This is a genomic window from Natronomonas salinimetallica, from assembly GCF_013839515.1.
GTDB lineage: Archaea > Halobacteriota > Halobacteria > Halobacteriales > Haloarculaceae > Natronomonas.
Genome location: NZ_JACDNQ010000006.1, coordinates 128,068 through 154,415, shown reverse-complemented (window position 1 = coordinate 154,415; position 26,348 = coordinate 128,068). Strand labels below are relative to the sequence as shown.

The following is a 26,348-nucleotide window of genomic DNA, read 5'->3' as shown; positions in this document are numbered from 1 at the left end:
ACGGCCGCAAGCGCGCGCCACAGCAGGCGACCGAACCACGTCATCTTTGTCAGTGACGCGTGGAGTTCGTCTTTGTCAGTGACGCGTGGAGTTCGTCTTCGCCGGTGACGCGTGGAGCCGTTCAAGCGTATCCCGACAGCGGTGGAGTGATTCGTCCTGGACGTCTGTGACGGTGGATATTTGCCCGTCGACCGCCGAAACGGTGGTATGTACGACGCCGTCGTCGTCGGTGCGGGTCCCGCCGGCTCGCGTTTCGCGCGCTCGGCCGCCGAGCGGGGCTGGGACGTGTTGGTCCTCGAGGCCGGCGAGATCGGTCGCCCGCTCGCCTGTTCGGGCCACGTCAGCCTCGACGTCTGGGAGTTCGTCCCCGACTCCGCCCGCGAGGAACTCCGCCAAAACGAGATCCACGGCGCGCGTTTTCACCTCGGGGGGGCCGACAGCCCCGCCCACACGTTTTATAAACAAGGCGTCGTCTCGAACGCGATCGACCGCGTCGGCCTCGATCGGACGCTGGCCGACCGCGCCCGTGATTTCGGTGCCGAGATCCGGACAGACCACCAGGTCACGCGGGTACGAGAACGCCCCGACCGCGTCGAGGTCGACGCCAGCGGCCCCGACGGGGTCGAGACGTTCGAGACCCGGCTGGTCTGTGGGGCCGATGGCCCCCGATCGAAGGTCCGAACCGAGGTCGGACTGCCCGAACCCGAGGAGCTGTTACACGGCGTATTGGGCTTCTCCGGGGAGGCCGACGACGACGACTTCGTCGACGTCCACCTGACCGTGCCCCGCTTTTTCGCCTGGCGCATCCCGCGCCAGGCGGCGGGCGTCGAGTACGGTCTCGCGGTCGCGCCGGGCGACGACGCCCCGGGGCGCTTCGAGGCCTTCGTCGACGACTACGGCGTCGAGATCGATCGGCGGTGTTCGGGGGCGATCCCGATCGGCCCACCGCCCCGGACGGTCGGAACTCGGAGCTTTCTGGTCGGCGACGCGGCCGGCCAGACGAAGCCCTTCACCGGCGGCGGCATCCTCTACGGCATGCGCGCGGCCGACATCGCCGCCCGCGAGATCGACCCTGATCATCCCGCGACCGTCCACGAGTACGAGCACGCCTGGCGATCGGCGCTGGGCGGCGACCAGACGCTCGGGAGAGCCATCCGGGCGGGCTACTCGCTGCCGCGCCCGATCCAGCGTGCCGGCCTGCGCGCGCTGTCGGGCGAGATCGGCGTCCACATGGACCGGCCGAGTTCGCTCTTTTCGCGGGCGCAACTCCGGGCGATGCTGCCGTGGAAGTGATCCGCCGCCGGTCTGGGGTCTACACGGACGTCGAGTCGCCAGTATGACCTGCCCGGACCGCCTACCCCGACCATGACGCGCTACACCGAGGGGCCGTTTCGGGTGCTTGCGGGCCGGCACGACGACGAGTGGCTCCTCCTCGATGTCAACTCCGCGGACCCGGTGTACGTCCCCCGGTCGTCGTTGCCCGACGCCGTGGCCGGCAACCGGATAAACGGCGACCTCCAGTGGGACGGCGACGTCCCGACGCTCTCCGATGCGACAGTCGAGACCGAGACCCGGTTTCGTTTCCGCCGCACCGACGAACCGATCTTCGAGGCCGCACAGACCTGTTTCGAGACCGCCCGCGCCGGCAACGAGGCGATGAACTCGCGAGTGACCTACGACACCGACCGCAACCCGAACGGGATCGTCTACACCTTCGCCGAGCAGCCCGGTCGCCGCGATCTGTTCACCGAGTTCCGCGACGGGACCAAGCCGCTCGACCCGCTTTGTGCCCGTGCTGCGGAGGGGACCGATCCGCCGTTTTCGGTGTGGGTACTCGACAGCGACGAGCCGTTCGTCGTCGTCTACCTCGTCCTCGATCCCGACGGCCTGTTGGAGCGGACGATGCGGGATACCTACGAGTGATACGGACGGTTGCCGTCGGATCCCGGCGAGCGCCGGACACGACGCGGCCCGAGCGCTCGCGTCGCCGCGATCCGCTTATACCGGCAGCGAAATCCGTTCGATTACCTCGTTGTATTCGGCCGACCAAAGCGAGAGCGACTCGATCCGCCAGGTCCGGCGATCGACGGTTCGGCCCGCCAGCCGGCCGGCGTCGCCGCCGCGGGCGATCGTGACGTGTGGGTCGTACTCATCGCCCTCTAGGCCCTCGACGGGATCGGACACCGCACAGAGCTTGCGGTGTATCTCGAGAAGCGGCTCGGAGTCGACCCGGAGATACGCCACCGGACCGCGACCGACCGGCGGATCCCTGAAGAGTTCGATCCTCGAAATCCGCGCCTCGAAGGGCTCGGTTCCGGACAACGCCTCGCGGACCCGCCGCGCGAGCGTGGACGGACGGCCGTCGCCGAGCCGTTTGACCAGCAGGCTGTGTCGATCCCGTGGCGTCGCCTCGAAACAGTCGCTTGCCAGCCCGCGAGCCAGCCGTGAGAGGTCGGGCGGCACCGTGACGTTACAGCTGTACACTATACGTAGTCGAGGAAGTACGCGATAATGAGTACGACGATGACGACCGCGACGATGGGACCGATCGATGCGAGCATCTCGACGAACAGGCCGACGATCTCGAGAACGAGCAGCGCGATCACGAGCAGGAGGACGATCTTGAGCAGGTCCTCCACGTCGAGCGCGCCCCTATCGAGCATGCGTGGAACTGCGGCCGGCCGGGTGAAAAGGACTACGGCCGACCGCGGTGGTCTCCGGGCGTAGCGGGGAATCCGACGGCGTGTGTCGCCACCGGGAGTCATACCGCCGGCAGTATCACAGACGTCCGCGGCAGCGGCCGTCCGAACAGCGAACGTCGAAGCCGAGCGACGAGTAGAAGGGCCGAACCGGCGGCTCGAAGCCGGCCGAAATCGAGGGGCGGCGGGCGGCGGCCGCCTCGATCAGCGCCGTCCCGATCCCCTGCCCGCGGCGGTTCGGACGGACGGCGACCGCCTCGACCTCCGTTCCCCGGAGGACGAGCGCCCCGAGAATACGTCCCTCCTCGGCGGCGACGAGCACGGCCGACCGGGCGAGCAGGCCTGCTTCGACCCTCAACAGCGCCCCTTCGAGGATCGAGCGGACGCTCACGTACTCCGCCGGTGTGGCCGCCCGAACGTCGGGGGACGCCCCGGAACCGCTCATCCGCCTTTTATAAGCCGGAGCACCCGAACCGAGTCGGTCTCGACCGGGCGATCCTCCGGAACGGGGCTGTCGTCGACGAGTACCGATGCCTCCTGGGTCGAGAGCCCGACGGCTTCGAGGACGTCGCCGTAGGTCGCATCGGCGTCGAGTTCGAGTTCGTGGCTCCCCCCACCGAGGACTTCACACGTCACGTCCATGCGCCGCTGTACGGCGTCGAGCGGTTTTACTGTGCTGTTTCGGGTGTCGGCGTGCTCCCAGCATGCGCCGCGTCGATCATATGTCCGCGAGTCCGCCCGGCCGGTCGGTCACGAGCCGCCACAGCGAGTGTCCCCCGAGCGCGACGACGCCCGCACCGAGGCCGAAGACGACGACCGAGACGGCCGCCCCGAGATACGGGACGATCCCGAGGACCGTTACCCCGAGGACGCCGACGAGAAGGGCGAGATACCGGTTCCCGTAGGCGGTCAACGAGAGCACGATCGCCCCGACGACGTACTGTCCGTAGACGCGGGCGACCCACGCCAACAGGAGCGACGACGCGAGCGCGCCGACGGCGAGCGGGAGGCCGACGATCGTCACCGCGAGGACGGCGATCACGGCGAGGGTCCCGACCGTCGCCGCCAGGCCGACGGCGAGAGTATAGACCGGCTCCGTCCGAACGGTATCGGTCGCCGAATCGGCGAACCGCGGCGAGACCCGTACGAGAACGGCTCCGAGGAGCAGATCCCCGACCACGGCGGCGACGGCGAGGAGGGCGGTCACGATCTCCGTCGGCGGACCGAGCGCGAGGTCGCTGCCGTCCTGAACAACGCCCTCGACGGTGCCGCCCTCCTCACGCAGGTCGCCGAAGTGATTGAGACTCCCCTCGACGAGCGCGGTCTCGGCGAGCGTTATCTCCCCGGCGACCGCGGCCACGTCGCCGCCGATCCGTCCCTCGAGCGTCACGTCCCCGGCGACCGCGCCGAAGGATCGGTCGATCTCGGCCGTCTCGCCGACCCGGACCGATCCGCCGTAGGCGAGGACGTTGCCGCCGACGGAGCCGTCGACCGTGACAGTACCGCCGTAGGCGCGGACGATCCCCGTCACCTCGCCCCCCTCCGCGACGTGGACGGATCCGCCGTACGCCTTCAGATCCCCGTCGACGGTCCCCTCGACGACGACGGTGCCGCCGGTCGCGGACGTGTCCCCAACGGTTTCGTCGGCGTCGACGACGACCGATCCACCGACGAGCGTCTCGGCGGCGGCGATCCCCGGTACGAGGGCGACCGCGACCACGAAACTGAGTCCCAACAGGAGGGCCGATTGGCGGCGCATGGCCCTGTTCTGATCGCCGCCGCGTATATTTTTTCCGCGTTTCGTCGGGGTCGCCTCCGGCCGTCCCGGCGACGTCTGCTCCCCTCGTCTCGGGGACTTTATGGCCGACGGGGACGACGTCTGGATATGATCGAGGCCGCTGCCGAGGACCGCGGGCGGGAGATCTGGATCGAGAAGTATCGTCCGCAGGCGCTCGACGAGATCGTCGGCCACGAGGGCATCACAGAACGGCTCAAGCAGTACATCGACCAACGGGATCTGCCGCATATTCTCATGGCCGGCCCGGCCGGCGTCGGCAAGACGACCTCGGCCATCGCCGTCGCCAAGGAGCTCTACGGCGACGACTGGCGGGAGAACTTCCTCGAACTCAACGCCTCGGACCAGCGCGGGATCGACGTGGTTCGCGACCGGATCAAGAGCTTCGCACGGGCCTCCTTCGGCGGCTACGACCATCGCATCATCTTCCTCGACGAAGCGGACGCGCTGACTTCTGCGGCCCAGTCCGCGCTCCGGCGGACGATGGAGCAGTTCTCCGACAATACCCGATTTATCCTCTCGTGTAACTACTCCTCGCAGATCATCGATCCGATCCAATCGCGGTGTGCGGTGTTTCGGTTCTCGCCGCTCGGCGACGAGGCGATCGAAGCACAGATCGACGCCATCGCCGAGGCCGAGGACATCGAGATCACCGACGGGGGGATGGACGCGCTGGTGTACGCCGCCGCCGGCGACATGCGGAAGGCGATAAACGGGCTGCAGGCCGCCGCCGTCATGGGCGGCGTCGTCGACGAGGAGGCCGTCTACACGATCACCTCGACGGCCCGCCCCGAGGAGATCGAGGAGATGGTCACCGAGGCAATGGACGGCGACTTTACGGCCGCACGCGCCCAGCTCGATACGTTATTGACTGACGTCGGGATCGCCGGCGGGGACATCATCGACCAGATGCACCGCTCGGTCTGGGAGTTCGACCTCGGGGAACGCGAGGCCGTCCGGCTGATGGAGCGGGTCGGCGAGGCCGACTACCGGATCACGGCCGGCGCGAACGAGCAGATCCAACTGGAAGCGCTTCTGGCGTCGCTGGCGCTCGAGGCGGAGTAGCGTCGCCACCGGTTCGGCCCCCACGACGCCGATCGGGCCTGATGACCGAGGACGTCCGTTCGGAGGATCGAGGACGTCCGTTCGGAGGATCGAGCCATTTAGGACTGTGCCGCCCCTCGATCGGCCGTGGATCCCTCGCGCATCGTCTCGGAGTTTCCGGCACCGTCGTTCCGTGGCACCCAACGGCAGGCCCTCCGCGATATCCGCGACGCGTTCGCGGCCGGCAACGACGTCGTCCTCGTGCGGGCACCGACCGGGAGCGGTAAATCCCTTCTGGCCCGTGCCATTGCGGGGTGTGCCAGGCGTGACGGCGAGGACGCGCCCAGCCTCCCCACGGGGGCGTACTACACGACGCCGCAGGTCTCCCAACTCGACGACGTCGCGGGCGATGAGTTGCTGTCGGACCTCTCGATCATCCGCGGTAAGTCGAACTACTCGTGTATTCTGCCGGGCGAGACCTCGACGCCGGTCGATCGGGCACCTTGTGCGCGCGAACGCGGTTTCGATTGTCCGGTCCAACACCGCTGTCCGTACTTCGCCGACCGGGCGAACGCCTCGGACAGTCCGATCGCGGCGATGACGCTCGCGTACTTCATGCAGACCGCGGGCAGCGAGGTGTTCGGCGAGCGCGACGTCGTCGTGATCGACGAGGCCCACGGGCTGGCCGAGTGGGCCGAGATGTACGCGACGATCGAGCTGTCGCCGGCCACGGTTCCGGTCTGGGAGAGCTGTCGGCCGCCCGATATCGAGGCGCTCTCCGACGTCGAACCCTACGCCGAACGGCTGCTCGACGTGTGCGGCCGGCGACAGGAGGAGCTTCGTGGGTTCGTCGAGTTGAGCGAAGCCCAAGTCGAAGAGCGCGACGCCCTCGCGGAGTTGGTCCGGGATCTGGGATGGTTCCTCGAAGACCTCCGTGATCACGACAGTCCGACCGTCTGGGTAGCCGACCAGTCCGACCGGGGAACCCGTGAGGACCCCCGCGGCGGCGCGATTTCGATCAAGCCGCTCGATCCGGCCCGGTATCTCCACCACACCGTCTGGAACCGCGGCCACACGTTTGCGCTGTTGTCGGCGACGATGCTCGACAAGGACGCGTTCTGTCGGAGTGCCGGCCTCGATCCGGGCACCGTTGCGATGGTGGACGTCCCCCACACGTTCCCGGTCGAGAACCGCCCGCTATACGACGTGACCCAGGGGAAGATGACCTACGAGCACCGCGAGGAGACGCTGCCGGAGGTGGCCCGTGTCGTCGTCCGCCTGATGGCGGCCCACGACGACGAGAAGGGGTTGATCCACGCACACTCTTATGCCATCGCCGAGCGGCTCACGGAGCTGCTCCGGGAGTTCGGCGTCGGAAGCCGGGTCCGCAGCCACGACTCCGGAACCCGCGACGCCGCCCTCTCGGGGTGGAAACGGAGCGACGATCCGGACGTGTTCGTCTCGGTGAAGATGGAGGAGGCGCTGAACCTCCGGGGCGACCTCTGCCGGTGGCAGGTGTTGTGTAAGGCCCCCTACCCGAACACCAACGACTCCCGCGTCGCCCGTCGTCTCGAAGACGGTCAGTGGGCGTGGTATTACCGCACGGCGCTGCGGACGGTGATTCAGGCCTGCGGTCGGGTCGTCCGCGCGCCGGACGACTACGGGGCGACGTATCTCGCCGATAGCTCGCTTCTCGACCTGTTCGAGCGGGCACGCAGCGACATGCCGCCGTGGTTCGACGCGCAGGTCGATCGGGTTTCGCGTCCCGAACTACCGCCGTTCGACCCCGCCAGCGCCGTCGATACCGCCGACCGACCCGCCGGCCGCCGATCGAACCCCGCGGGGAGCATCGACGACCACCCGCTCTCGGACGTGTGGGGCGACGGATGACACGGTCGCGTTCCGCCGCGTTGTGGTTTTATAGGAATTCGAGGAGAATACCCCGAGGTGATTCACTTCGATCGTCGTTCCCTATGAGCCAAGTAGCGGGCAGTCCTAACCGGTCCTGTGAGTCGATCCGAGCGAGCCCGTCTGTCGGCTGTCGTGTTCGTCGTCCTCTTTACCCAACTGCTGGTGTATCCGGGCGTCGACCGACTCGTCGCCTCGCTCGGTGGCACCCCGACGATCGACGCCGGAACCGCCTTTTTGGCCGTTCAACTCCTCGCGTTCGTCCTGTTTTCGGCCGTCTGGGGGGCGATTTCGGACCGGGCCGGTCGGCGAATCCCGTTCGTGGTCGTCGGCGCGCTCGGCGGGACGGTCGCCTATCTCGCCCTCGCCGCGCTCGTTCTCTCCGGCGGCGGCGACTTCGGGATCGCGCTCGTACTCCGGTTCTTCGAGGGGGCGTTCACCATCGGTGCCTTTTCGCTCGCCATCACGATGCTCATGGATCTCGACGGGGGCCACGGCAAGAACATGGGCGCGGCGGGCATCGCGATCGGCGGGGGAGCAGCACTCGGTGCCCCGGTCGGCGGACAGCTATATACGTTCGGCCCGCTGGCACCGATCCTCACCTCGGCGGCCCTGCTTTCGGCCGTCGCGGTCGTGCTGTCGACGGTTCCGGATCGGGCTACGGGACAGCGTCGAAGCCTCGGAGACGCACTCGGAAGCTTCCGGGGAACGCCGGAACTGCTCGTCCCGTTCGCGTTCGGGTTCGCCGACCGGTTCGCCGCCGGGTTCTTCGGGCTCGTCGGGACGTTCTACTTCAGGGACGCGTTCGGACTCGCCCCATCCGGGATCGGACTGTTGCTCGCGTGTTTTTTCGTCCCGTTTGCGCTGTTGCAGTATCCCTTCGGGACGCTGTCCGACCGGATCGGGCGTGTGATCCCCATCGCCGCCGGGTCGGCCGGGTTCGGCACGGCAATCCTCGCCGTCAGCCTGGCCTCGACCGTTCCGGCGGCGGCACTCGGGATGGTGCTCGTCGGGATACTCGGGGCGCTCGTCGCACCCGCGACGATGGCGCTCGTGACCGATCTGGTCGCCCCGCACGAACGCGGTGCCGCCATGGGTGGGTTCAACATCTTCGGCAGTCTCGGCTTCCTCGGCGGGATCCTCGTCGGTGGCTGGCTCGCAACCCGCTACGGCTATTTCGGTGCTTTCGCCGTCGCGGGCGGCCTCGAGATCACCATCGCGATACTCACGCTCCCGGTGCTTTTCAGGATTAGTCCCATCCGTCCGTGACCGTATCAAACGAATCAGTCCCATCCGTCCATGACCGTATCAAAACTACCATGCACACCCACCCCGATACGCCACGTATCAGGTGATCCCCGTGAGCAAGAAACGCGAGTACACCGGCGACTACCCGGACAAGACGCTGTACATCCCCGGCCCGACCGAGGTCCCCGACGACGTCATCGACGCGATGGCCGAACCGATGTTCGGCCACCGCATGGACCGGATGACCGACCTCTATACGACTATCGTCGAGGACACCAAGACGTTCCTCGGAACCGACAACGACGTCATCATCCTCACAGCCTCCGGGACCGAGTTCTGGGAGGCCTCGACGCTCAACCTCGTCGACGAGAACATCCTCGTACCGACCTGTGGAAGTTTCAGCGAGCGACACGCCAACGTCGCCGAACGGCTCGGTAAGGACGTGGATCGATTGGAGTACGAGTGGGGCGAGGCAGTCAAACCCGAGGACGTTCGCGGGGCGATCGAATCGAGCGACAAACACTACGACGTCGTCGCCTGCGTGATGAACGAGAGCTCGACTGGCGTCCGGAACCCGATCGAGGAGATCGGCGACGTCGTCGACGAGTACCCGGACACCTACTTCGTCGTCGACGCGGTCTCGTCGCTCGGCGGTGACCTCGTCGACATCGACGAACACGGCATCGACGTGATCTTCGCCTCCACACAGAAGGCGTTCGCCATGCCGCCTGGGCTGGCGGTCTGTGTCGTCAGCGAGGCGGCCTACGACCGCGAACTGGAGAAAGACGAAACGTCGTGGTACGGTGGCTTCCAGCGGTGTCTCGATTACTACGACCGGAAGGGACAGACCCACTCGACGCCGGCGATCCCGATCATGCTCGCCTACCGAAAGCAGATGAAACACATGCTCGAAGAGACACACGAGGGACGCGACGAGCGTCACCGCGAGATGGCCGAGTATACCCGCGAGTGGGCCCGCGAGCACTTCGGTCTCTATCCCGAGGTGGGGTATGAATCCCAGACTGTGACCTGCATCGAGAACACGCAAGGGATCGACGTCGCCGAAACGATCGAGGCCGTGAGCGAGGAGTACGACATGGTCTTTTCGAACGGCTACGGCGACATCGGCGAAGAGACGTTCCGGATCGGTCACATGGGCGAACACACGGTCGAGAGCATCGAGGCCCTGACCGACGCGATCGAGGACGTCGCCGGGCTGTAACGGCCGGCCGTCCCGAACGCGGGGTGATCGCCACCGCCACCGACCGGGTGGCCGTCGACGATCCGATGGTTGACCGTTTTTTATCACCGACGCCGAACCCGAGGTAATGGACGAACCAGAGGACAACCCCTACGTCCGGGACCCGCCGCTCTCCTTCGAGACGGTATCGGATCTCGATCCCGAGACAGCCGAACGGCAAGCCGAGCAACTCCGGGAAGCGATCCGGTATCACGACCACCGGTACTACGATCTCGCGGATCCGGTGGTCTCCGACCGGGCCTACGACGTGCTCTTCGATCGGCTACTCGAACTCGAGGAGACGTTCGACCTGCGCTCGGAGACGAGCCCGACGCGTCGAGTCGGCGGGCAGCCGCTCGAGGAACTCGACACCGCAGAGCACGTCGCCCCGATGCGCTCGATCGACTCCTCGGTCGAGGAAGCCGACCTCCGGACGTTCGACGAGCGGGTCCGTGCCCGGCTGACCGAATCCGACTACGGGGGTCCGATCGAGTATCTCTGCGAACCGAAGTTCGACGGCCTCTCCGTCGAGTTGGTCTACGAGAACGGTCGGCTGGAGCGGGCGGTCACCCGCGGTGACGGCTTCGAAGGCGACGACGTGACGGCGAACGTCCGTACCATCCGGTCGGTCCCTCTCGAACTCCAGGGCGACCCTCCGGAGTTCCTCGCAGCCAGGGGCGAGGTCTATATGCCGAAGGAGGCGTTCCAGACGTACAACCGCGAGCGGCTCGAACGCGGTGAGGATGCCTTTGCGAATCCGCGAAACGCCGCCGCTGGGACGCTCAGACAGCTTGACCCCTCCGTTACCGCCGAACGACCGCTCGAATGTTTCGTCTTTGATATCCTCGACGATGGGGCCCGGGACTTCGATACGCGCCGGGAACACCGGGCGGCCATCGAGGAATGGGGCTTTTCGACCGACGAGCACACGCGGCTCGTCGAAGACATCAACGGAGCCATCGCGTTCCGTGAGGAGATGCTCGATCGCCGCAACGACCTCGATTACGAGATCGACGGTACCGTGATCAAACTCGATCGGATCGATGCCTGCGAGCTGCTTGGGGCGACCGCTCGGGCCCCCCGGTGGGCGTTCGCCTACAAGTTCCCGGCCCGATCGGAGGTGACGACCGTTCGGGACATCGTCGTCCAGGTCGGACGAACCGGTCGGCTAACACCGGTCGCACTGTTGGATCCGATCGACGTCTCCGGCGTCGAGGTGTCACGGGCGACGCTGCACAACCCACAGCAGATCGCTGAACTCGGCGTCGACGTTGGTGATACCGTTCGGGTCAAACGGGCCGGTGACGTGATCCCGTACGTCGAGTCGGTACTCGACGGCGGCGAGGGATCCTTCGAGTTTCCTGACTCGTGTCCGGTCTGTGAGAGTCCGATCGAGCGTGACGGGCCGATCGCGTTCTGTACCGGCGGGGTCGGCTGTCCGGCACAGCTTCGCCGGGCCATCCAACATTACGCCTCCCGATCCGGTCTCGACATCGAGGGCCTCGGCGAGAAAGCGGTCGATCAGCTGATCGACGCGGGGCTCGTCGAACGACTGCCCGATCTGTATGAGCTTTCGGCCGACGCCCTCGTCGACCTCGACGGATGGGGTGAGACGAGCGCAGAGAACCTGCTCGCGGCGATCGACGAGAGTCGGGAGCCGGAGCTCGGGGCGTTTCTCTCCGCGCTCGGCGTTCCGAACGTGGGGCGGACGACCGCCGCTGATATCGCCCGCCACTTCGGAACGCTCGATGCGGTCGTGGCTGCCGATGAGGCCGAGTTACGCGCCGTCGATGGGGTCGGCCCGACCGTCGCAAGCGAGATCTCCGCGTTCTTCGACAGCGAACGGAACCTGGAGATCATCGAGGACCTCCGCGCCGCGGGCGTCGGTCCACAACCCGCAAAAACCGCCGAGGAGTCCCTCGAGGGGCTTACCTTCGTTTTCACCGGTTCGATCGAGGGGCTAACCCGCAGCGAGCTACGGGCACTGATCGAGAAACACGGCGGATCGGCGACGTCGAGCGTATCGGGTAACACGGACTATCTCGTCGTAGGCGAGGATCCCGGTCAGAGCAAGCGCGAGGCGGCCGAGGAGCACGGGGTCCCGATGCTCGACCGGTCCGAGTTCGAGTCGCTGCTCGTCGATCACGGTATCGAGCTGTAGCGAACAGGCGGAACGGGTCGGTCGGTGATCCGTGTTCCGCGGCCACGCGGGCGCGCTATCGCCTCGGCGGACCACCGGTGATCGCTCAGGACATACCGGCGGTGGCCGCGTCCTCGTATATAAATAACCGGGCCGGCGAAACGCCGATCTGGGAACGCGGGAATACGGACGATAACAACGCCTATGGCCGTCGCGCCCCCGCATAGGGATACATGGGTGTTCTCGATTCGATTCGGCAAGCGCTCGGGCTCAGTGCGGAGGCTGATGCGACCCGCGAGGCGGATCCCGAGGACCTCTTCGGGATGTCGACGGCGCATCTGACGATGGAGGCCGACCTCGGGTTCGTCCCTACCGGGGATGCAGCGCTCTGTTTTGCGAACGTCGACAGTACCGACTTTCGGGACGCACGCGAGGAGGTCGAAGCCGTGCTGGAACTCGGCGAGGCAGAGACGGGGACGTCGGCGTCGTTCATTGAGGATAGCCACGGCTACAGTTGGGTTGTCCTGCAGGATTCGGACTTCGAGAACCTCGTGACGAGCATCCATTTCGCTGCTGACACGCTCATCGAAGAGGGGTTCGGTTCGCGGCTGTTGGCGTCGCTGTTTTCTTTCGAACGGGCAGGGACGACGGCCTACTGGGTGTACTCGTTCCGCCGTGGGGCGTACTACCCGTTCGTTCCCACTGGCGGCCGCGAGCGCGACGGAACGCTCGAGTTCAAACTGGAAAGCAACTTCGATGGGGAACTCGAAATCGAGGACGACACCTCGTATTGGTATCCCATGTGGCCCGAGGGCGACGCCCACCCGTGGGGGTGACCGACGACGTGTGGTCCCGCCACTATCGCACCTAAACCTTCGGCTTGGACCGAGACCGATCCGCCTTCTGTCCCTCATTTTTACTTTCACTTAGCTGTTGACGAGGCTTTATGTATCGGGCGGCCGGAAAAACGGATATGGCAGCAAGCGGCGAAGACCTAGAGGAACTTCCGGGAGTCGGTCCCGCGACAGCTGATAAACTCCGCGAGAGCGGCTACGACTCCTATCAGAGCATCGCCGTCGCCGGGCCGGCGGAGCTTTCGAACACCGCCGACGTCGGCGAATCGAACGCCAACGATATCATTCAGGCGGCTAGAAACGCCGCCGACATCGGCGGCTTCGAGACGGGCGCGGACGTGCTCGAACGGCGCGAACAGATCGGAAAGCTGGAGTGGCTCATCCCGGAGGTCGACGACATGCTCGGCGGCGGCGTCGAGACCCAATCGATCACCGAAGTGTATGGCGAGTTCGGGGCCGGGAAGTCACAGATCACCCACCAACTCGCGGTCAACGTCCAGCTTCCGAGCGAGGCCGGCGGCCTCGGCGGCCGCTGTATCTTCGTCGACAGCGAGGACACGTTCCGCCCCGAACGGATCGAAGAGATGGTGCGCGGGCTCTCCGAGGACGTCCTCGAGGCGGCGATGGAGGACCAAGAGATCGACGGTACTCCCGCCGACGAGGACGCGATGGGGGAACTCATCCAGGCATTTCTCGACAAGATCCACGTCGCCAAGGCGTTCAACTCGAACCACCAGATCCTCCTCGCGGAGAAGGCAAAAGAGATCGCCGCCGAGTACGAGGACGACGAGTTCCCCGTACGGCTGGTCTGTATCGACTCGTTGACTGCGCACTTCCGCGCCGAATACGTCGGCCGGGGGGAACTCGCCAACCGCCAACAGAAACTCAACAAACACCTCCACGACATCGAACGGGTCGGCAACCTCTATAACGCCGCGACGGTCGTCACGAACCAGGTCCAGTCGAACCCCGACGCCTTTTTCGGCGATCCGACGAAGCCGATCGGCGGGAACATCCTCGGACACAAATCCACCTTCCGGATGTATCTGAAGAAGTCCAAAGGCAACAAACGGATCGTCAAGCTCGTCGACGCGCCGAATCTCCCGGACGGCGAAGCGGTAATGCGGGTCGAAGGCGAGGGGCTCAAACCCGAATAGTGAGTTCGGCCGGGGACCGGCTGTCGGTGTGCATGTGAAACCACGCCGGGGCGTCGGCCTTTGGAAAGCCTTAAGATGCAAAGCCGGCTATAGATGCGTGTAGGAAGCCCGGGTGGTGTAGTGGCCCATCATACGACCCTGTCACGGTCGTGACGCGGGTTCAAATCCCGCCTCGGGCGTTTTCTGTCGATGCCAACGGCGAGCGAAGCGAGCCCTGGCGTCAGCAAGCGAAAAAACGGGATTTGAACACGAACAGTCGCAGCCCCGGAACGGTCGAACGCAGTGAGACCGCACGCCCGGAACGTCTGTGAACGGGTTCAAATCCCGCCTCGGGCGCTTTTGTGAACTGTGTCGTGAGCCCCGGCCGTCCACACGGAGCAGTCAAACGGGGAGACACGGTCTCGATACCGTTCGGAGATAGCGGTCCGTCCGATCCCGTCGTCGACAGCGTGGACGGACGCTACCGGGCACGGATCGAAACGCGGGAACCGAGGACGGTGGTCTCCGGTTCAAGCCAGGATCGGAGACGACGGAGGACGGAGGGGTCCCCCGTCGACGCCGCGCTACCGACGCTATCCCCCGTCGCCAATTAGTTAACCGGCGGACGCCTACTGTGCGTATGTCCACGTGGACCGGCGTGTGGTCGGCGAGTGAGGCCGAATCCTATCTCCGGGATCGGACGATCCCGATCCGACTCGCCTGTCGGACGCCCGCCGGCGGGCTTTGGATGCTGTCGCTTTGGTATCGATACCGCGACGGCGCGTTTCATTGCGCGACGGGGGCGGACGCCGACGTCGTCCAGTATCTCGACGCCGATCCCGCCGTCACCTTCGAAATCTCGGACAACGAACCGCCGTATAAGGGTGTTCGGGGGGCGGGGACGGCCACGATCGACCACGACGACGACAAAGAACAGCTCAGGGACCTGCTGAAACGGTATCTCGGTGGGACGGACAACGAACTGGCCGACGGACTCCTCGACGCCGACCGCGAGGAGGTCCGGATCCGGATCGAGCCGACGAAGCTCTATACGTGGGACTTTAGCGACCGAATGTCCGATATCGAGTAGGGGCGGGCAAACGAGGCGATCTACCGTCTGACGGTTACTCTACCGTCGTTGGTAACGGTCACCGTGATGTCGCGTTGTACCGCCCGCCCCTGTACCGCATCGCCGGCCGCATCACCGATGAGCTTCATGAGTTCCGGGGCCGTCCGGCTCACCTTCACGTCGGCGTCATCACAGGCCGAGTACACCCGGTTCGGGACGTCGTAGAGGTCCGATCCCTCCGCTATGGTCAACCGAACCGGAGCCGTCAGCGCGTCGGCGAACGCGACGGTCTCGTTCGCCTTCGAGATGTTCTCGCGTGCGCTCGATTCGATGCTCGAGACGTTCGCCCGCGACGTCCCGAGGGAGTCGGCGATTTCGGCCTGCGGGACGTCCCGTTCGCGGAGCGCGAGCACTTCGGCCTGTCGACGGGTCAGTACGTTCGTCTCCGCGTCGAAGCCCGCCCGTTCGAGCAGTTCGTCGGCGTCTGGGAGTGTCATCCGTGTACGTGTCGTGTATGGGTCGTTCGGCCACGGCGGCTCTCGGGGAGTGGATGTCTCACTAGTTGCCCCAGAAGTTTTCACGGCTGCCCAGCCGTCCACGGTCGAGTGCCTTCTCGCGGTCGCTGCGGTCGTCCGCCGTCTCGTCGCCGTCGTCGTCAGCCTCGGCGTCGGCCTCGTCGGCCTCGTCCTCCATCGGGAGCCGTTCGATCTCGTCGGCCCGGGCGTGGTTCGATCGGACCTCGGTGATCTTGACTTTCGCTCGCGCGTCCGGCAACACGCCGTCGACCATGACGATGAAGCCGTCCTCGGTTCTGCCGACCCCCGCTCCGGACTCGTGGATGTCCTCGACGTCGACGACGACCTCCTCGCCGAGTTTGACCGGCTGCTGTTTGAGATCCCGGATCGGCTGGCTATAGTGGGAGCACCACTCGGCACCGCCTCGGTCGCCGTAGTGTTGACAGCCCATGCCTTCGATGCGTTCGGAGAAACTTGGGCACTCGTCCGCGAGTGGGCATTCGGGCATACCGTGTTTTGCCCCGCGGCCGATTAAACGCTTGTGGGTCGGGTGACGGTACCGAATCGGTGACCGAGACGGGGGGTTCGCCGGCTCGGGTGACGATCTCCCCCGACTCAGAGCTCCATGGCGACCACCAAAACGGCGAGAAAGACGTGTTCGCCGTCGATGACGAACCCATAGAACAGCGCCCCCCGACCGCGGGTCGCAAACGGGATGTAGGCGGCAACGTAGGCGAGAAACCCGAGCAGGACGAGAAACCGCCGCGGGACGATACCGACGGTGACGGCCGCGACGACACCGACGGCGACGGCGGCGGTCGTCACCAGTGCCCCGAGCCGTGTCGCGTGGACGCCGAAGACGATCGGCGCGGTTCGGATCCCCTCCGCTCTGTCCCCCTCGATGTCCTTGATGTCGAAGATCGCCGCCGCGACGGTCAACATAACGGTGAAAAACGCCGATAAAACGAGGATATCGGCCCGCGGACCGGTCCCGTAGTAGACGCCGACTCCGAGGGGGATGATCCCCCACGAGACGCCGACGATCAGGTTCTTTACGAGGAGGAGCTGTTTGACCCGAAACAGCGAGTACAGGGCGGCCACGGCTGCGGGCAGGACGAGAAACGGAGCGCCGGGGAGTCCGAAGGCGATCGCGCCGGCGATCGCAACGAGGTACAGCGTCACGCCCGCGGCGAAGAGTACGCGTCCGTATCGGTCCGTGAAAGCTGCACGTCCGGGGACGTTCTCGCGGTCCTCCTCGATGTCGGTGATCCGGTTGAGGCTGTACACGAAAAGCGTCGCGGCGAAGACGATGAACAGCGCGAGCGGATCCGGGTCGAGTTCGGCGAGCAGCATCGTCGAGAGGGCGACGCCCGTGGCGGCGGCGGAAATAAAGAGGTTGCTGTGGACGAGAAGCGCGAGCACGGCTCCGATTGCCGCTGTCACCGGGTGGCCGTCGGTACTGACCCCTCGCATTCGATGTCTAACGTCCGGGGGTACGTGGTCGAGCCCGTTGACTCTTCGTGTCGCCCGGGTCCGAAACGACGACAGTGGCCCGCATCAAATGATACTGGTGGACGAAATCGAATGAAACCGACTCACGAGTGATCCGCCGTTCGCTCCGTCGAACGGCGTGATCCTCGTGCGTCGTGTGTACATTCTTTTGTCCGTCAGTATGAACAGCGATCGTATCCCGACGGGGGCCGACCCCGGTGGTGTGTCCGTCGGCGATGTGTCACGACAACCAGTCGAAGCGCTGATTACACGGCCGCCCGAGATACGACCGAATGCTGTCGCCCTCGTGGAAACGTGACATCGCAAGCGGCCTCATCGTTCTCGTTCCGCTACTCGTCACCGCTTACGTCGTCGCGTTTATTTATCAAGCTATCGCCAATTTCCCGCTTTTGGAGACGACGCTCGAAGGGCTCCCGGTGGTCGTTCGCGTGTTCATCACGCTCCTCCTCTTCGGCCTGCTCGTGCTCGCTGTCGGTTACCTGATGCGGACGACGGTCGGCGATATCCTCGAGGAAGCGCTCGACGGGATCATGAACCGACTTCCCGGACTCCGGGTCGTCTACAACGCCTCGAAGATGGCCGTCGAGACCGCCGTTAGCGGTCCCGACGAACTCCAGACGCCCGTCAAACTCGAAACGTGGAACGGGATGCGGATGACGGCCTTCAAAACCGGAAAATCGACCGACGACGGCCGGGACGTACTCTTTTTGCCGACCGCGCCGAACATCACGACCGGCTTCGTCGTCGAAGTGGATCCGGACGCCTACCGCGAGATCGACGAGACCGTCGAGGACTCCCTGACCCGGATCCTGAGCGCCGGGTTCGGCGAGAACGACGACCGGGGGATCGACATCGACGTTAGCCAGGAGTCGCTGCTGGCCGACGATGGGTCGGAGGACGGAGAGCAGTGATCCCGTGACCGGACAGACCACGGAGGGATCGGGACGACGGTAGCCGACAGTGCGGGACGAACCGACGTCGCCTCCCGGCGAGCGGCCTCCGTCCCCCGAACCACGCTTTTTATACTACGGCCGCTCGCAGACGCGGTATGGTAGTCGAAACCGTCGTGGTGGCGATATGGGCCATGCTCCCCGCCTATATCCCGAACAACGTCGCCGTGCTCGCCGGCGGCGGCCGCCCCATCGACGACGGCCGGACCCTCGACGACGGGCGACGGGTCCTCGGAGACGGCAAAACCTGGCGTGGAACGGCCGTCGGCACCGCGGCCGGCGTCGCCGTCGCGCTCGTTCTCAACCGACTCCACCCGTTCGTCAGCGGCGTCGTCGTCGCCGACCCGTTTCCGATCGCCGCCGCCGTCTCCCTGGCGTTCGGTGCGATGCTCGGCGACATCGCGGCGTCGTTTCTGAAGCGCCGAACCGGTCTGGAGCGTGGCGCGGCTTTCCCCGGCATCGACCAACTCGATTTCGTCGCCGGGGCATTGCTTTCGACCGCCGTCGTCGCGACCGGGTGGTTTCTCGATACGTTCACCCTCCCCGTCGTCGTCGCGATCGTCGTGTTGACGCCGCTGTTACACGTTCTGACGAACGCGCTCGCGTACGCTGTCGGGCTGAAAGACGAGCCGTGGTGACCCTCGCCGTCCCCCGGGGGCGCTGCTCTCGCCTCGCCCCGCCTTCGAAGCGTTTTTCTCCCATACCGTCCCATCCGTGGGTATGGATCGGGACGCCGCCGTCGAAGCCATCCTCGCGCTCGCCGGCGTCGGGACGCTCGCCACGATTGTCATATGGATCGGTTCTACCTACGGCGACGGCATGCTGACGGGTGAAGGCGGCCTCGCGCTCGTCGGCGCGATCGCGTTTTTCGTCGTCTTCATGTCCGCGATCGGCGTGAGCCTTTCGCGGCGGTACTGATTCGGTGCCGATCCCGATAGAACTGGGCCGGGACCGGCGGTTACGACGCCTCCGAACCGCCGCGTCGCCAGTCAGTGATCCGGTCGTCCGGCGTCTGTCGTAGCTTCGTCTCGTAGTACGACAGCGGATGTCTGATGCTCTCACACGTTCCGTCCTTGTCGACGCAGTCGCCGTACTCGTCCATCACGGCACACGACGGGGGCGCGGCGACCGGCCCGTCCTCGTCGGCGAGGCGTTCGATCTGGGTCCGTATCGCCTCGGTCGAGGCCTCGGGGACGTCACACAGGTCGATGACGCCGTCCGCGTCGAGTCCGCTCGCCAACAGAAACGAGACGAGCGAGAACCGCGAGTGATCGGGGAGCCCCCGAAGGCCCTCCTCACTCCGTGCCCGGGACAGAAGCGAGCGCATACAGGGTGGGAACAGTTCCGGCGAGACCACCTCGAAGTCGGTCGGCGGATCGAGGTCCGCAATCGAGCGCCGGATCGATGCCAACTCCGCCGACAGCGGTGCCTCGATGGCCTCGGGGACCGACAGCGGGAGCCCCTCTCGGACCCGGCGTCCGACCGCCTCCCGGAGCAGCGTGTACAACTCCGGGCGGTCGATGGGGACCGTCCCCTCCGAGAGGGGGCGGCGCGCGAGATGCCAGCGGTGATCGTCTAGCTCCGCCGTGAGTCCGAGGTACGCGGTCACGTCGAGTTCGAAGCGGCCGTCGCCGACCGGTTCGACGCCGCCGGCCAACTCGAAGTCGGCGAGCAGCCGATCGAGCGTCAGCCGACCTCCCTCGGCGCTCTTCAATTCGAGGTCGGCCTCGAAGTCCTCGACGAACCGCTCGCGGGCCGTCGCCGCCTCCGCGGCGGCGTACTTCTCGGTCGCTCCGGGTACGTCGAGGAGAGACACGAGTACGCGGGCGATCGGATACGACAGCAGCTCCGCGCGGGTGCTCCAGATCCGCGGCTCCTCGGGGTCGGTCGTCCCGTCGAGGAGAGCCCGCTGGACGCGCTCGTGGCCGCGCTCGACGGCCGGGCCGCCCTCCGCGACCAGCGAGGCGAGGTCGATGCCCGCGGCCTCGACGGCCGCCCGTGAGGCGTCCAAAAACGGGTATCGGGCGTGGAGCCGCTCCATGCCCTCGGGTATCGTCGCAGCGCCGATAAACGCACCGACCTGTCCGGCCGTCCTCGGGCGGACACGGACGTGATTCCCCGGAGCGTGGGGAGCGATACGCCTTTGAGTGCCCGCTCCAACCAACGAACAACCGTGCGTCTCAGGTACCGCTGTCCCGGCTGTCGGACGACGAGCAACCTCCACGACCCGGGCTGTGCGTTCGAGGGGACCGACCGACACCACATCGAGAAGGCCTACACCGATCTCCTCGGCCCGCTGTCGGCCCGTGCGTACCCCGACGAGGACGCGCTTCGCGAGGACGTCTCAGACCGGTGGAGCGGCCTCCACGCAGCCGTCTTCGGCCGCCTCCGGAGCGACCAGCGGGTCGTAGAGGAGGACGGGACGATCCGTCTGTTGCCGCCGGCGGAGTACAAAGACCGCGTCTCCCGACCGACGTTCGAGCCGCTGCAGACGATCTACGAGAAGGGGAGCGTTTCGGGGGCTCACGACCACTCGGTGTTCGCTATGGTCGCGTTCTACGAGATGGTCGGTCTCTCCTGGGCGGAAACCCGCGAAAACACGATCGAGTGGCTTCGGGAGTCCGGAACGTGGGCCCGCGGCGGGTTCGACGAGTCCTCGCCCGAGGAACTCGTCGACTCGAAGCGCCACGTCTACGAGCAGGGCTACGGCTGGAAACAGGCCGCGACCGAGGCGAAGGCGGTCATCGATCGGCGGGTCTCGGCCACCGAGCCGTGATCGCCCTCCCGGCCGACGGACGCCGTGGGGAATCGACGCAAACACTATGCCGACGGCACCGAACGGTTAGCGTATGCGAGGGAGGCACCCATGAGCACACATCGTGATCCGCGGGACCGAGTTCAGGTGCTCGACGAGGACGGAGGGGTTCGTGAGGGGGCAACGGTGCCCGATATCGACGAGGACTCCCTCACCGAGATGTACCGCGAGATGCGATTGGCCCGCCACTTCGATCGGCGCGCAGTCAGCCTCCAACGGCAGGGCCGGATGGGGACGTACCCGCCGCTGTCGGGTCAGGAGGCCGCACAGGTGGGGAGCGCAATGGCGCTCGCGGACGAGGATTGGATCTTCCCGAGTTACCGCGAACACGCGGCCGCCCACGTCCGTGGCGTCGGCCTCGATTCGACGCTCCGCTACTGGATGGGCGACGAGCGGGGCAACGATCCCGACGACGCGAACGTCTTCCCGGTCGCCGTCCCGATCGCGACGCAGATCCTACATGCGACGGGGGCGGCGTGGGCCGCCGACCTGACCGGGGACGACGCGGCGTTCCTCTGTTATTTCGGTGACGGCGCGACGAGTGAGGGTGATTTCCACGAGGGGCTCAACTTCGCGGGCGTCTTCGACGTGCCCGCCGTCTTCTTTTGTAACAACAACCAGTGGGCGATTTCGGTCCCCCGCGAGCGGCAGTCGGCCTCGGCGACCCTGGCACAGAAGGCCCACGCCTACGGCTTCGAGGGGGTCCTCGTGGACGGGATGGACCCGCTGGCGGTATATCAGGTCACGAGCGATGCGGTCTCGAAGGCGAAAGACCCCGGTCCGGCGGGCGACGACGCCCCCGGTCGGGCCACGCGGCCGACGCTCATCGAAGCGATCCAATACCGCTTCGGGGCCCACACGACCGCGGACGATCCCTCCGTCTACCGCGACGACGACGAGGTCGAGCGCTGGAAGCGCAAGGACCCGATCCCGCGGCTCGAGGCGTACCTCCGCGAGCGGGGGATCCTCGACGACGAATCCGTCGATGCGATCGGGGAGTCGGTCGAATCCGAGGTCGCGTCGGCGATCGACGCCGCCGAGCGCACCGAGCGTCCCGCCCCGGCGGAGATGTTCGACCACGTCCACGCCGAACGGACCGAACGGCTCGACGAACAGGCGGCACACCTCGAACGGTTGCGCGAACGCTACGGGGACGAGGAGCTACTGGAATGAGTACACAGGAATCGAACACCCAGAACCTGACGCTGGTACAGGCCGTCCGCGACGGACTGAAAAGCGAGATGGAGCGCGACGACGACGTGATCGTCCTCGGCGAGGACGTCGGCAAGAACGGCGGCGTCTTCCGCGCGACGGAGGGGCTCTACGACGCGTTCGGCGGGGATCGGGTCATCGATACGCCGCTGGCGGAATCGGGGATCATCGGTACGTCGATCGGGATGGCCGCCTACGGTCTCCGGCCGGTGCCGGAGATGCAGTTTTCCGGGTTCATGTACCCCGCGTTCGACCAGCTCGTCTCCCACGCCGCGCGCCTCCGGACCCGGTCGCGGGGACGGTTCACCTGCCCGATGGTCGTCCGTGCCCCCTACGGCGGCGGCATCCGAGCCCCTGAACACCACTCCGAGTCGAAGGAAGCCATCTATACCCACGAGGCCGGCCTGAAGGTCGTCGTCCCCTCGACACCGTACGACACGAAGGGATTGCTCGCGGCGGCGATCCGCGATCCCGATCCGGTCGTGTTCCTCGAGCCGAAGCTCATCTACCGGGCGTTTCGAGAGGACGTACCCGAGGAGCCGTACACGGTCGAACTCGGCGAGGCCGCCGTCCGACGCGAGGGCGAGGACCTCTCGGTGTTCACCTGGGGCGCGATGACTCGGCCGACGTTGGAAGCCGCCGAATCGGCCGCCGAGGACGGCATCGACGCCGAAGTCATCGACCTGCGGACGCTATCACCGATGGATACCGACGCGATCGTCGAGTCGTTCAAAAAGACCGGTCGGGCCGTCGTCGTCCACGAGGCACCGAAGACGGGCGGTCTCGCCGGGGAGATCACGGCGACGATCCAAACGGAGGCGCTGTACTACCAGGAGGCACCGATCGCCCGCGTGACGGGCTTCGATGTGCCGTATCCGCTGTACGCCCTGGAGGACTATTATATGCCCGAGGACACGCGAATCGAGGACGCGATCAGGGAGACCTACGGGGCCTAAAATGGTCCGCGAGTTCGAACTCCCCGACGTCGGCGAAGGACTGACCGAGGCCGAGATCGTCGCGTGGCTCGTCGAACCGGGCGAGTCCGTCTCGGAGGATCAGCCGGTCGCCGAGGTCGAAACGGACAAGGCGGTCGTCGAGGTCCCCTCGCCGGTGAACGGGACGGTCCGGGAGATCCTCGTCGAGGCGGGCGAAATGGTGCCCGTGGGGACGGTCATCATCACCTTCGATGACGACGCGGACGGGGCCGATACCGAGGCGTCGTCACCGGGGCGGGCCGATACCGAGGCGTCGTCACCGGGGCGGGCCGACACCGAGGCGTCGTCACCGGGGCGGGCCGACACCGAGGCGTCGTCACCGGGGCGGGCCGACACCGAGGCGGACGCGGACGCCGCCGGGACGGGGGACCGGACGTTCGCCTCGCCGACGACCCGGCGGCGTGCCCGCGAACTCGGCGTCGACATCGGGACCGTCGAGGGAAGCGGCCCCGGCGGCCGGATCACCGACGCCGACGTGCGCGCGGCGGCCGAGGCCGAGTCGACCGGAGAAACGGCGACAGCGGAGGCAGCGTCGACAACGGAGAAAGCAACGACAGCGGAATCGCCCGGCGGCACGGAGGGGACCCCGAGCGACGCCGGTCCGACGTCGGCGACGCGCCGGGTCGATGACGGGGCGTCCCGCGCCGCCGACACCGCTTCGGGCGGCGACGGCGAGCGTGGCGATGCCGTGACGGACGCACCGGCGGCCGCCGACCGCGACCGGACGCTCGCGGCCCCCGCGACCCGACGGCACGCGGCGGAGGCCGGCGTCGACGTCGACGCGGTCCCGACGGATCGGACGAGAGACGGCGAGGCGTTCCTCACGCCGGCGGAGGTCGACGCCTACGCCGAGGCCCAACGGCGCGCACAGCGGGCCGACGCCGAGACCGTCCCGGCGGGGGAGGCCGACGAACGGCCGTCCGCCGCCGACGGTCAGGCGACCGGGGCGGACGAACGCATCCCCTACCGGGGGGTCCGCCGGACGATCGGCGAGCAGATGGAACGCTCGAAGTACACCGCCCCACACGTCACCCACCACGACGAGGCCGACGTGACCGAGTTGGTCGAGACTCGGGACCGACTCGGTGAGCGCGCCGCCGAACGCGGGAGCCGGCTGTCGTATCTCCCGTTCGTGATCAAAGCCGTCGTCGCCGGACTCGAGGAGTATCCGACCCTCAACTCCCGACTCGACGAGGAGGCCGAGGAGATCGTCCTCCGCGGCGAGTACCACGTCGGGATCGCAACGGCGACCGACGCGGGGCTGATGGTCCCGGTGTTAAGAGACGTCGATCGGAAGGGACTCCTGGGGATCGCAGACGAGATGAACGACCTCGTCGAGCGGGCGCGGGACCGCTCGATCGCCCCCGAGGAGATGCGGGGCGGCACCTTCTCCGTCACGAACTTCGGGGCGATCGGCGGCGAGTACGCCACACCGATCATCAACTACCCGGAGACGGCGATCCTCGGGCTGGGTGCGATCAAGGAGAAACCGCGCGTGGTTTCGGGCGAGGTCGTCCCCCGAAAGGTGATGACGCTCTCGCTCTCGATCGACCATCGCGTCGTCGACGGAGCCGAGGCCGCACGGTTTACGAACACCGTCATCGAGTATCTGGAGTCGCCGGAGTTGCTCCTCTTGGAGTGACGACGCCCCGCCTCTGTCTCCGTCTCCGCCGCCGTCGCCGTCTCCGCTCCCGCCGCCGTCGCCGTCTCCGCTCCCGCCGCCGTCGCCGTCTCCGCTCCCGCCGCCGTCGCCGTCTCCGCTCCCGCCGCCGTCGCCGTCTCCGTCTCCGTCTCCGTCTCCGCTTCCGCCGCCGTCTCCGTCTCCGCTTCCGCCGCCGTCGCCGTCTCCGCTTCCGCCGCCGTCTCCGTCTCCGCTTCCGCCGCCGTCTGTATCGCCCCGGAGCGACCGGATTCCGGTCGCGCACGGCGGCCAATCAATGGGACGATTTTTTAGGGGTCGGGCAGTAGAGGGCGTATATGTTCAAGGCTATCGTGAGCGCGGACACGCTCGGGGCGGCGCTCGACTCCGTTGGCGTGCTGGTCGATGAGTGCAAGATTCGCCTCGAGGACGAGGCCCTCACGATCCGTGCGGTCGATCCGGCGAACGTCGGCATGGTCGATCTGGAGCTATCGGCGAACGCCTTCGAGTCCTACGAGACCGACGGCGGTGTCATCGGGGTCAACCTCGATCGGCTCGACGACATCGTCGGGATGGCCGACTCGGGCCAACTCGTCCACCTCGAACTCGACGAGGAGACCCGTAAACTCCACATCTCGCTGGACGGACTGGAGTACACGCTCGCGCTCATCGATCCCGACTCGATCAGACAAGAACCCGATCTCCCCGATCTCGATCTCGCCTCGGAGGTCGTCATCGAGGGCGCGGACATCGACCGATCGGTCACGGCCGCCGACATGGTCTCCGATCACATCGCGTTGGGCGTCGACCCCGACGCGGAGCAGTTCTACGTCGACGCCGAGGGCGACACCGACGACGTCCACCTCGAACTCGGCCGCGAGGATCTCATCGATCTGACGCCCGGCGAGGCGCGCTCGCTTTTCTCCCTGGACTATCTCAAGGACATGAACAAAGCGATCGATACGGACGCCGAGGTGACGATGGAACTCGGCGAGGAGTTCCCGATCAAGATGCACTTCGGCTTCGCCGAGGGCGACGGCCACGTCACGTTCATGCTCGCCCCCCGGATCCAGAGCGAGTAAATCGCCTCGGGGCTTCGGGGCTTGCCCCCGAGTCGATTCACGCAAAGCGCCGTTCGACGATCCTCACAGACGACATTCTCGCGCCGTGGTCTATGTGAAAAACCCGCATACGAGGGGCTGCTCCGTTACAGAAAGCATTTATACCCTCCGATGCGACAACTGACCGTACCCCTACCCAGGTCTACGAGCAGTCGGCCTAGTACGCACGTGGGGTTCGACGGTGATCCACGATGGACGACACGACACACCGCGGCGCTCGTGGCGTCGGCGTGAATCCGGTCGATTATCCATCCCGGGTGGATGGAGACACCCCGGCGGAATCGGGCCACGTAGGCGACTGCGATGCGATGCAGTGCGATGCAGTACGAAACAACACATGACACGAAACTATAACAACAAGAAACTGCGCGCCGTCTTCCTGGCAGCGCTCATGTTCCTGTGGGTCTTCGCAGGGACAGTAGCGTTTGCTGGAGGCGCGGCGGCAGCAAGTGCTCC

At 66.5% G+C, this 26,348-nt stretch carries 27 protein-coding genes, 1 tRNA gene and 1 pseudogene; 20 read left to right on the top strand and 9 right to left on the bottom strand.

Annotated elements, in window-relative coordinates; all coding sequences use genetic code 11:
- Nucleotides 1-207 precede the first annotated feature (207 nt).
- Entirely contained in the window at nucleotides 208-1,293 is a 1,086-nt protein-coding gene (locus HZR14_RS06895) for a geranylgeranyl reductase family protein (protein WP_181692132.1), read from the top strand.
- Nucleotides 1,294-1,365: 72 nt separating this feature from the next.
- Complete coding sequence (locus tag HZR14_RS06890; RefSeq protein WP_181692131.1) at nucleotides 1,366-1,923, top strand: DUF6663 family protein; 558 nt, start codon at nucleotides 1,366-1,368, stop codon at nucleotides 1,921-1,923.
- A gap of 75 nt (nucleotides 1,924-1,998) precedes the next feature.
- Here the strand turns inward: HZR14_RS06890 and HZR14_RS06885 are convergent, their stop codons facing one another.
- From HZR14_RS06885 to HZR14_RS06865, 5 genes are all read right to left on the bottom strand, one after another.
- Complete coding sequence (locus HZR14_RS06885; protein WP_181692130.1) at nucleotides 1,999-2,484, bottom strand: 2'-5' RNA ligase family protein; 486 nt, start codon at nucleotides 2,482-2,484, stop codon at nucleotides 1,999-2,001.
- The gene (locus tag HZR14_RS06880; protein WP_181692129.1) at nucleotides 2,484-2,663 is read right to left on the bottom strand and encodes a DUF7554 family protein; all 180 of its coding nucleotides are present in this window, start codon (nucleotides 2,661-2,663) and stop codon (nucleotides 2,484-2,486) included. The genes HZR14_RS06885 and HZR14_RS06880 overlap by 1 nt, the downstream gene beginning before the upstream one ends.
- Nucleotides 2,664-2,778: 115 nt before the next feature.
- Nucleotides 2,779-3,144 (bottom strand): GNAT family N-acetyltransferase, encoded by a 366-nt coding sequence (locus HZR14_RS06875; RefSeq protein ID WP_181692128.1) that lies wholly within the window; start codon nucleotides 3,142-3,144, stop codon nucleotides 2,779-2,781.
- Nucleotides 3,141-3,341 (bottom strand): ubiquitin-like small modifier protein SAMP2, encoded by a 201-nt coding sequence (gene samp2, locus HZR14_RS06870; protein WP_181692127.1) that lies wholly within the window; start codon nucleotides 3,339-3,341, stop codon nucleotides 3,141-3,143. The genes HZR14_RS06875 and samp2 overlap by 4 nt, the downstream gene beginning before the upstream one ends.
- A 76-nt stretch (nucleotides 3,342-3,417) precedes the next feature.
- A complete protein-coding gene (locus tag HZR14_RS06865) occupies nucleotides 3,418-4,458 on the bottom strand; it encodes a bactofilin family protein (protein ID WP_181692126.1) in 1,041 nt (346 codons plus the stop codon).
- Nucleotides 4,459-4,584: 126 nt separating this feature from the next.
- On the opposite strand from HZR14_RS06865, the gene HZR14_RS06860 reads away from it, so the two are divergent.
- The 9 genes from HZR14_RS06860 to HZR14_RS06820 all read left to right on the top strand — a co-directional run bounded on the left by HZR14_RS06860 (nucleotide 4,585) and on the right by HZR14_RS06820 (nucleotide 15,154).
- The gene (locus tag HZR14_RS06860) at nucleotides 4,585-5,559 is read left to right on the top strand and encodes a replication factor C small subunit (protein WP_181692125.1); all 975 of its coding nucleotides are present in this window, start codon (nucleotides 4,585-4,587) and stop codon (nucleotides 5,557-5,559) included.
- A gap of 126 nt (nucleotides 5,560-5,685) precedes the next feature.
- Entirely contained in the window at nucleotides 5,686-7,428 is a 1,743-nt protein-coding gene (locus HZR14_RS06855; protein ID WP_181692124.1) for a helicase C-terminal domain-containing protein, read from the top strand.
- Nucleotides 7,429-7,545: 117 nt separating this feature from the next.
- Complete coding sequence (locus HZR14_RS06850) at nucleotides 7,546-8,715, top strand: MFS transporter (RefSeq protein WP_181692123.1); 1,170 nt, start codon at nucleotides 7,546-7,548, stop codon at nucleotides 8,713-8,715.
- A gap of 91 nt (nucleotides 8,716-8,806) precedes the next feature.
- Entirely contained in the window at nucleotides 8,807-9,916 is a 1,110-nt protein-coding gene (locus HZR14_RS06845; RefSeq protein ID WP_181692122.1) for a pyridoxal-phosphate-dependent aminotransferase family protein, read from the top strand.
- Between the two features lie 106 nt (nucleotides 9,917-10,022).
- On the top strand, nucleotides 10,023-12,095 hold the full coding sequence (gene ligA, locus HZR14_RS06840; protein WP_181692121.1) for an NAD-dependent DNA ligase LigA: 2,073 nt from the start codon (nucleotides 10,023-10,025) through the stop codon (nucleotides 12,093-12,095).
- A 212-nt stretch (nucleotides 12,096-12,307) separates the two neighbouring features.
- Nucleotides 12,308-12,910 carry a PspA-associated protein PspAB gene (pspAB, locus tag HZR14_RS06835; RefSeq protein WP_181692120.1) on the top strand — a complete coding sequence of 201 codons (603 nt, stop codon included), beginning with the start codon at nucleotides 12,308-12,310 and terminating at the stop codon, nucleotides 12,908-12,910.
- Nucleotides 12,911-13,047: 137 nt separating this feature from the next.
- Nucleotides 13,048-14,085 (top strand): DNA repair and recombination protein RadA, encoded by a 1,038-nt coding sequence (gene radA / locus HZR14_RS06830; protein WP_181692119.1) that lies wholly within the window; start codon nucleotides 13,048-13,050, stop codon nucleotides 14,083-14,085.
- 106 nt (nucleotides 14,086-14,191) lie between these two features.
- Nucleotides 14,192-14,264: transfer RNA gene (locus HZR14_RS06825), tRNA-Asp, on the top strand.
- Between the two features lie 440 nt (nucleotides 14,265-14,704).
- Nucleotides 14,705-15,154, top strand: coding sequence for a pyridoxamine 5'-phosphate oxidase family protein (locus HZR14_RS06820; RefSeq protein WP_181692118.1), 450 nt, complete (start codon nucleotides 14,705-14,707; stop codon nucleotides 15,152-15,154).
- A 20-nt stretch (nucleotides 15,155-15,174) separates the two neighbouring features.
- Here the strand turns inward: HZR14_RS06820 and HZR14_RS06815 are convergent, their stop codons facing one another.
- From HZR14_RS06815 to HZR14_RS06805, 3 genes are all read right to left on the bottom strand, one after another.
- Nucleotides 15,175-15,630 carry a Tfx family DNA-binding protein gene (locus HZR14_RS06815; protein ID WP_181692117.1) on the bottom strand — a complete coding sequence of 152 codons (456 nt, stop codon included), beginning with the start codon at nucleotides 15,628-15,630 and terminating at the stop codon, nucleotides 15,175-15,177.
- A 61-nt stretch (nucleotides 15,631-15,691) separates the two neighbouring features.
- Nucleotides 15,692-16,156, bottom strand: coding sequence for a TRAM domain-containing protein (locus HZR14_RS06810; protein WP_181692116.1), 465 nt, complete (start codon nucleotides 16,154-16,156; stop codon nucleotides 15,692-15,694).
- Between the two features lie 107 nt (nucleotides 16,157-16,263).
- Nucleotides 16,264-17,121, bottom strand: a complete 858-nt coding sequence (locus HZR14_RS06805; RefSeq protein WP_181692115.1) for a UbiA family prenyltransferase — start codon at nucleotides 17,119-17,121, stop codon at nucleotides 16,264-16,266.
- A gap of 311 nt (nucleotides 17,122-17,432) precedes the next feature.
- On the opposite strand from HZR14_RS06805, the gene HZR14_RS06800 reads away from it, so the two are divergent.
- The 3 genes from HZR14_RS06800 to HZR14_RS06790 all read left to right on the top strand — a co-directional run bounded on the left by HZR14_RS06800 (nucleotide 17,433) and on the right by HZR14_RS06790 (nucleotide 19,028).
- Entirely contained in the window at nucleotides 17,433-18,071 is a 639-nt protein-coding gene (locus tag HZR14_RS06800; RefSeq protein WP_181692114.1) for a DUF502 domain-containing protein, read from the top strand.
- Between the two features lie 137 nt (nucleotides 18,072-18,208).
- Nucleotides 18,209-18,748, top strand: coding sequence for a CDP-2,3-bis-(O-geranylgeranyl)-sn-glycerol synthase (locus tag HZR14_RS06795; protein WP_181692113.1), 540 nt, complete (start codon nucleotides 18,209-18,211; stop codon nucleotides 18,746-18,748).
- An 82-nt stretch (nucleotides 18,749-18,830) separates the two neighbouring features.
- Nucleotides 18,831-19,028, top strand: a complete 198-nt coding sequence (locus HZR14_RS06790) for a DUF7472 family protein (protein ID WP_181692112.1) — start codon at nucleotides 18,831-18,833, stop codon at nucleotides 19,026-19,028.
- Between the two features lie 40 nt (nucleotides 19,029-19,068).
- On the opposite strand, the gene HZR14_RS06785 is transcribed toward HZR14_RS06790, so the two are convergent.
- Nucleotides 19,069-20,151, bottom strand: coding sequence for a DNA primase large subunit PriL (locus HZR14_RS06785; RefSeq protein ID WP_181692111.1), 1,083 nt, complete (start codon nucleotides 20,149-20,151; stop codon nucleotides 19,069-19,071).
- Nucleotides 20,152-20,283: 132 nt separating this feature from the next.
- On the opposite strand from HZR14_RS06785, the gene HZR14_RS06780 reads away from it, so the two are divergent.
- The 6 genes and pseudogenes from HZR14_RS06780 to HZR14_RS14565 all read left to right on the top strand — a co-directional run.
- Entirely contained in the window at nucleotides 20,284-20,886 is a 603-nt protein-coding gene (locus tag HZR14_RS06780) for a DUF7474 family protein (protein WP_181692110.1), read from the top strand.
- 90 nt (nucleotides 20,887-20,976) lie between these two features.
- Nucleotides 20,977-22,098, top strand: coding sequence for a pyruvate dehydrogenase (acetyl-transferring) E1 component subunit alpha (pdhA, locus tag HZR14_RS06775; RefSeq protein WP_181692109.1), 1,122 nt, complete (start codon nucleotides 20,977-20,979; stop codon nucleotides 22,096-22,098).
- Complete coding sequence (locus tag HZR14_RS06770; RefSeq protein WP_181692108.1) at nucleotides 22,095-23,093, top strand: alpha-ketoacid dehydrogenase subunit beta; 999 nt, start codon at nucleotides 22,095-22,097, stop codon at nucleotides 23,091-23,093. Before pdhA ends, HZR14_RS06770 begins: the two co-directional genes overlap by 4 nt.
- A 1-nt stretch (nucleotide 23,094) precedes the next feature.
- Nucleotides 23,095-24,774: a 2-oxo acid dehydrogenase subunit E2 gene (locus HZR14_RS06765; RefSeq protein ID WP_181692107.1), complete on the top strand. Its 1,680-nt coding sequence runs from the start codon at nucleotides 23,095-23,097 to the stop codon at nucleotides 24,772-24,774.
- A gap of 335 nt (nucleotides 24,775-25,109) precedes the next feature.
- Nucleotides 25,110-25,853 carry a DNA polymerase sliding clamp gene (locus HZR14_RS06760; RefSeq protein ID WP_181692106.1) on the top strand — a complete coding sequence of 248 codons (744 nt, stop codon included), beginning with the start codon at nucleotides 25,110-25,112 and terminating at the stop codon, nucleotides 25,851-25,853.
- Nucleotides 25,854-26,229: 376 nt separating this feature from the next.
- Nucleotides 26,230-26,328: pseudogene (locus HZR14_RS14565) on the top strand (surface glycoprotein); the annotation flags it as partial.
- Nucleotides 26,329-26,348 lie beyond the last annotated feature (20 nt).

Bases quoted from the DNA above. Each gene is read 5' to 3' on its own strand.
- HZR14_RS06770 (WP_181692108.1), top strand. From the start codon at position 22,095: ATGAGTACACAGGAATCGAACACCCAGAACCTGACGCTGGTACAGGCC.
- HZR14_RS06860 (WP_181692125.1), top strand. From the start codon at position 4,585: ATGATCGAGGCCGCTGCCGAGGACCGCGGGCGGGAGATCTGGATCGAG.
- HZR14_RS06795 (WP_181692113.1), top strand. From the start codon at position 18,209: ATGGTAGTCGAAACCGTCGTGGTGGCGATATGGGCCATGCTCCCCGCC.
- HZR14_RS06760 (WP_181692106.1), top strand. From the start codon at position 25,110: ATGTTCAAGGCTATCGTGAGCGCGGACACGCTCGGGGCGGCGCTCGAC.
- pspAB (WP_181692120.1), top strand. From the start codon at position 12,308: ATGGGTGTTCTCGATTCGATTCGGCAAGCGCTCGGGCTCAGTGCGGAG.
- HZR14_RS06790 (WP_181692112.1), top strand. From the start codon at position 18,831: ATGGATCGGGACGCCGCCGTCGAAGCCATCCTCGCGCTCGCCGGCGTC.
- HZR14_RS06820 (WP_181692118.1), top strand. From the start codon at position 14,705: ATGTCCACGTGGACCGGCGTGTGGTCGGCGAGTGAGGCCGAATCCTAT.
- HZR14_RS06895 (WP_181692132.1), top strand. From the start codon at position 208: ATGTACGACGCCGTCGTCGTCGGTGCGGGTCCCGCCGGCTCGCGTTTC.
- HZR14_RS06800 (WP_181692114.1), top strand. From the start codon at position 17,433: ATGCTGTCGCCCTCGTGGAAACGTGACATCGCAAGCGGCCTCATCGTT.
- HZR14_RS06880 (WP_181692129.1), bottom strand. From the start codon at position 2,663: ATGCTCGATAGGGGCGCGCTCGACGTGGAGGACCTGCTCAAGATCGTC.
- HZR14_RS06815 (WP_181692117.1), bottom strand. From the start codon at position 15,630: ATGACACTCCCAGACGCCGACGAACTGCTCGAACGGGCGGGCTTCGAC.
- HZR14_RS06875 (WP_181692128.1), bottom strand. From the start codon at position 3,144: ATGAGCGGTTCCGGGGCGTCCCCCGACGTTCGGGCGGCCACACCGGCG.
- HZR14_RS06785 (WP_181692111.1), bottom strand. From the start codon at position 20,151: ATGGAGCGGCTCCACGCCCGATACCCGTTTTTGGACGCCTCACGGGCG.
- HZR14_RS06810 (WP_181692116.1), bottom strand. From the start codon at position 16,156: ATGCCCGAATGCCCACTCGCGGACGAGTGCCCAAGTTTCTCCGAACGC.
- pdhA (WP_181692109.1), top strand. From the start codon at position 20,977: ATGAGCACACATCGTGATCCGCGGGACCGAGTTCAGGTGCTCGACGAG.
- HZR14_RS06765 (WP_181692107.1), top strand. From the start codon at position 23,095: ATGGTCCGCGAGTTCGAACTCCCCGACGTCGGCGAAGGACTGACCGAG.
- HZR14_RS06890 (WP_181692131.1), top strand. From the start codon at position 1,366: ATGACGCGCTACACCGAGGGGCCGTTTCGGGTGCTTGCGGGCCGGCAC.
- HZR14_RS06865 (WP_181692126.1), bottom strand. From the start codon at position 4,458: ATGCGCCGCCAATCGGCCCTCCTGTTGGGACTCAGTTTCGTGGTCGCG.
- radA (WP_181692119.1), top strand. From the start codon at position 13,048: ATGGCAGCAAGCGGCGAAGACCTAGAGGAACTTCCGGGAGTCGGTCCC.
- HZR14_RS06805 (WP_181692115.1), bottom strand. From the start codon at position 17,121: ATGCGAGGGGTCAGTACCGACGGCCACCCGGTGACAGCGGCAATCGGA.
- ligA (WP_181692121.1), top strand. From the start codon at position 10,023: ATGGACGAACCAGAGGACAACCCCTACGTCCGGGACCCGCCGCTCTCC.
- samp2 (WP_181692127.1), bottom strand. From the start codon at position 3,341: ATGGACGTGACGTGTGAAGTCCTCGGTGGGGGGAGCCACGAACTCGAA.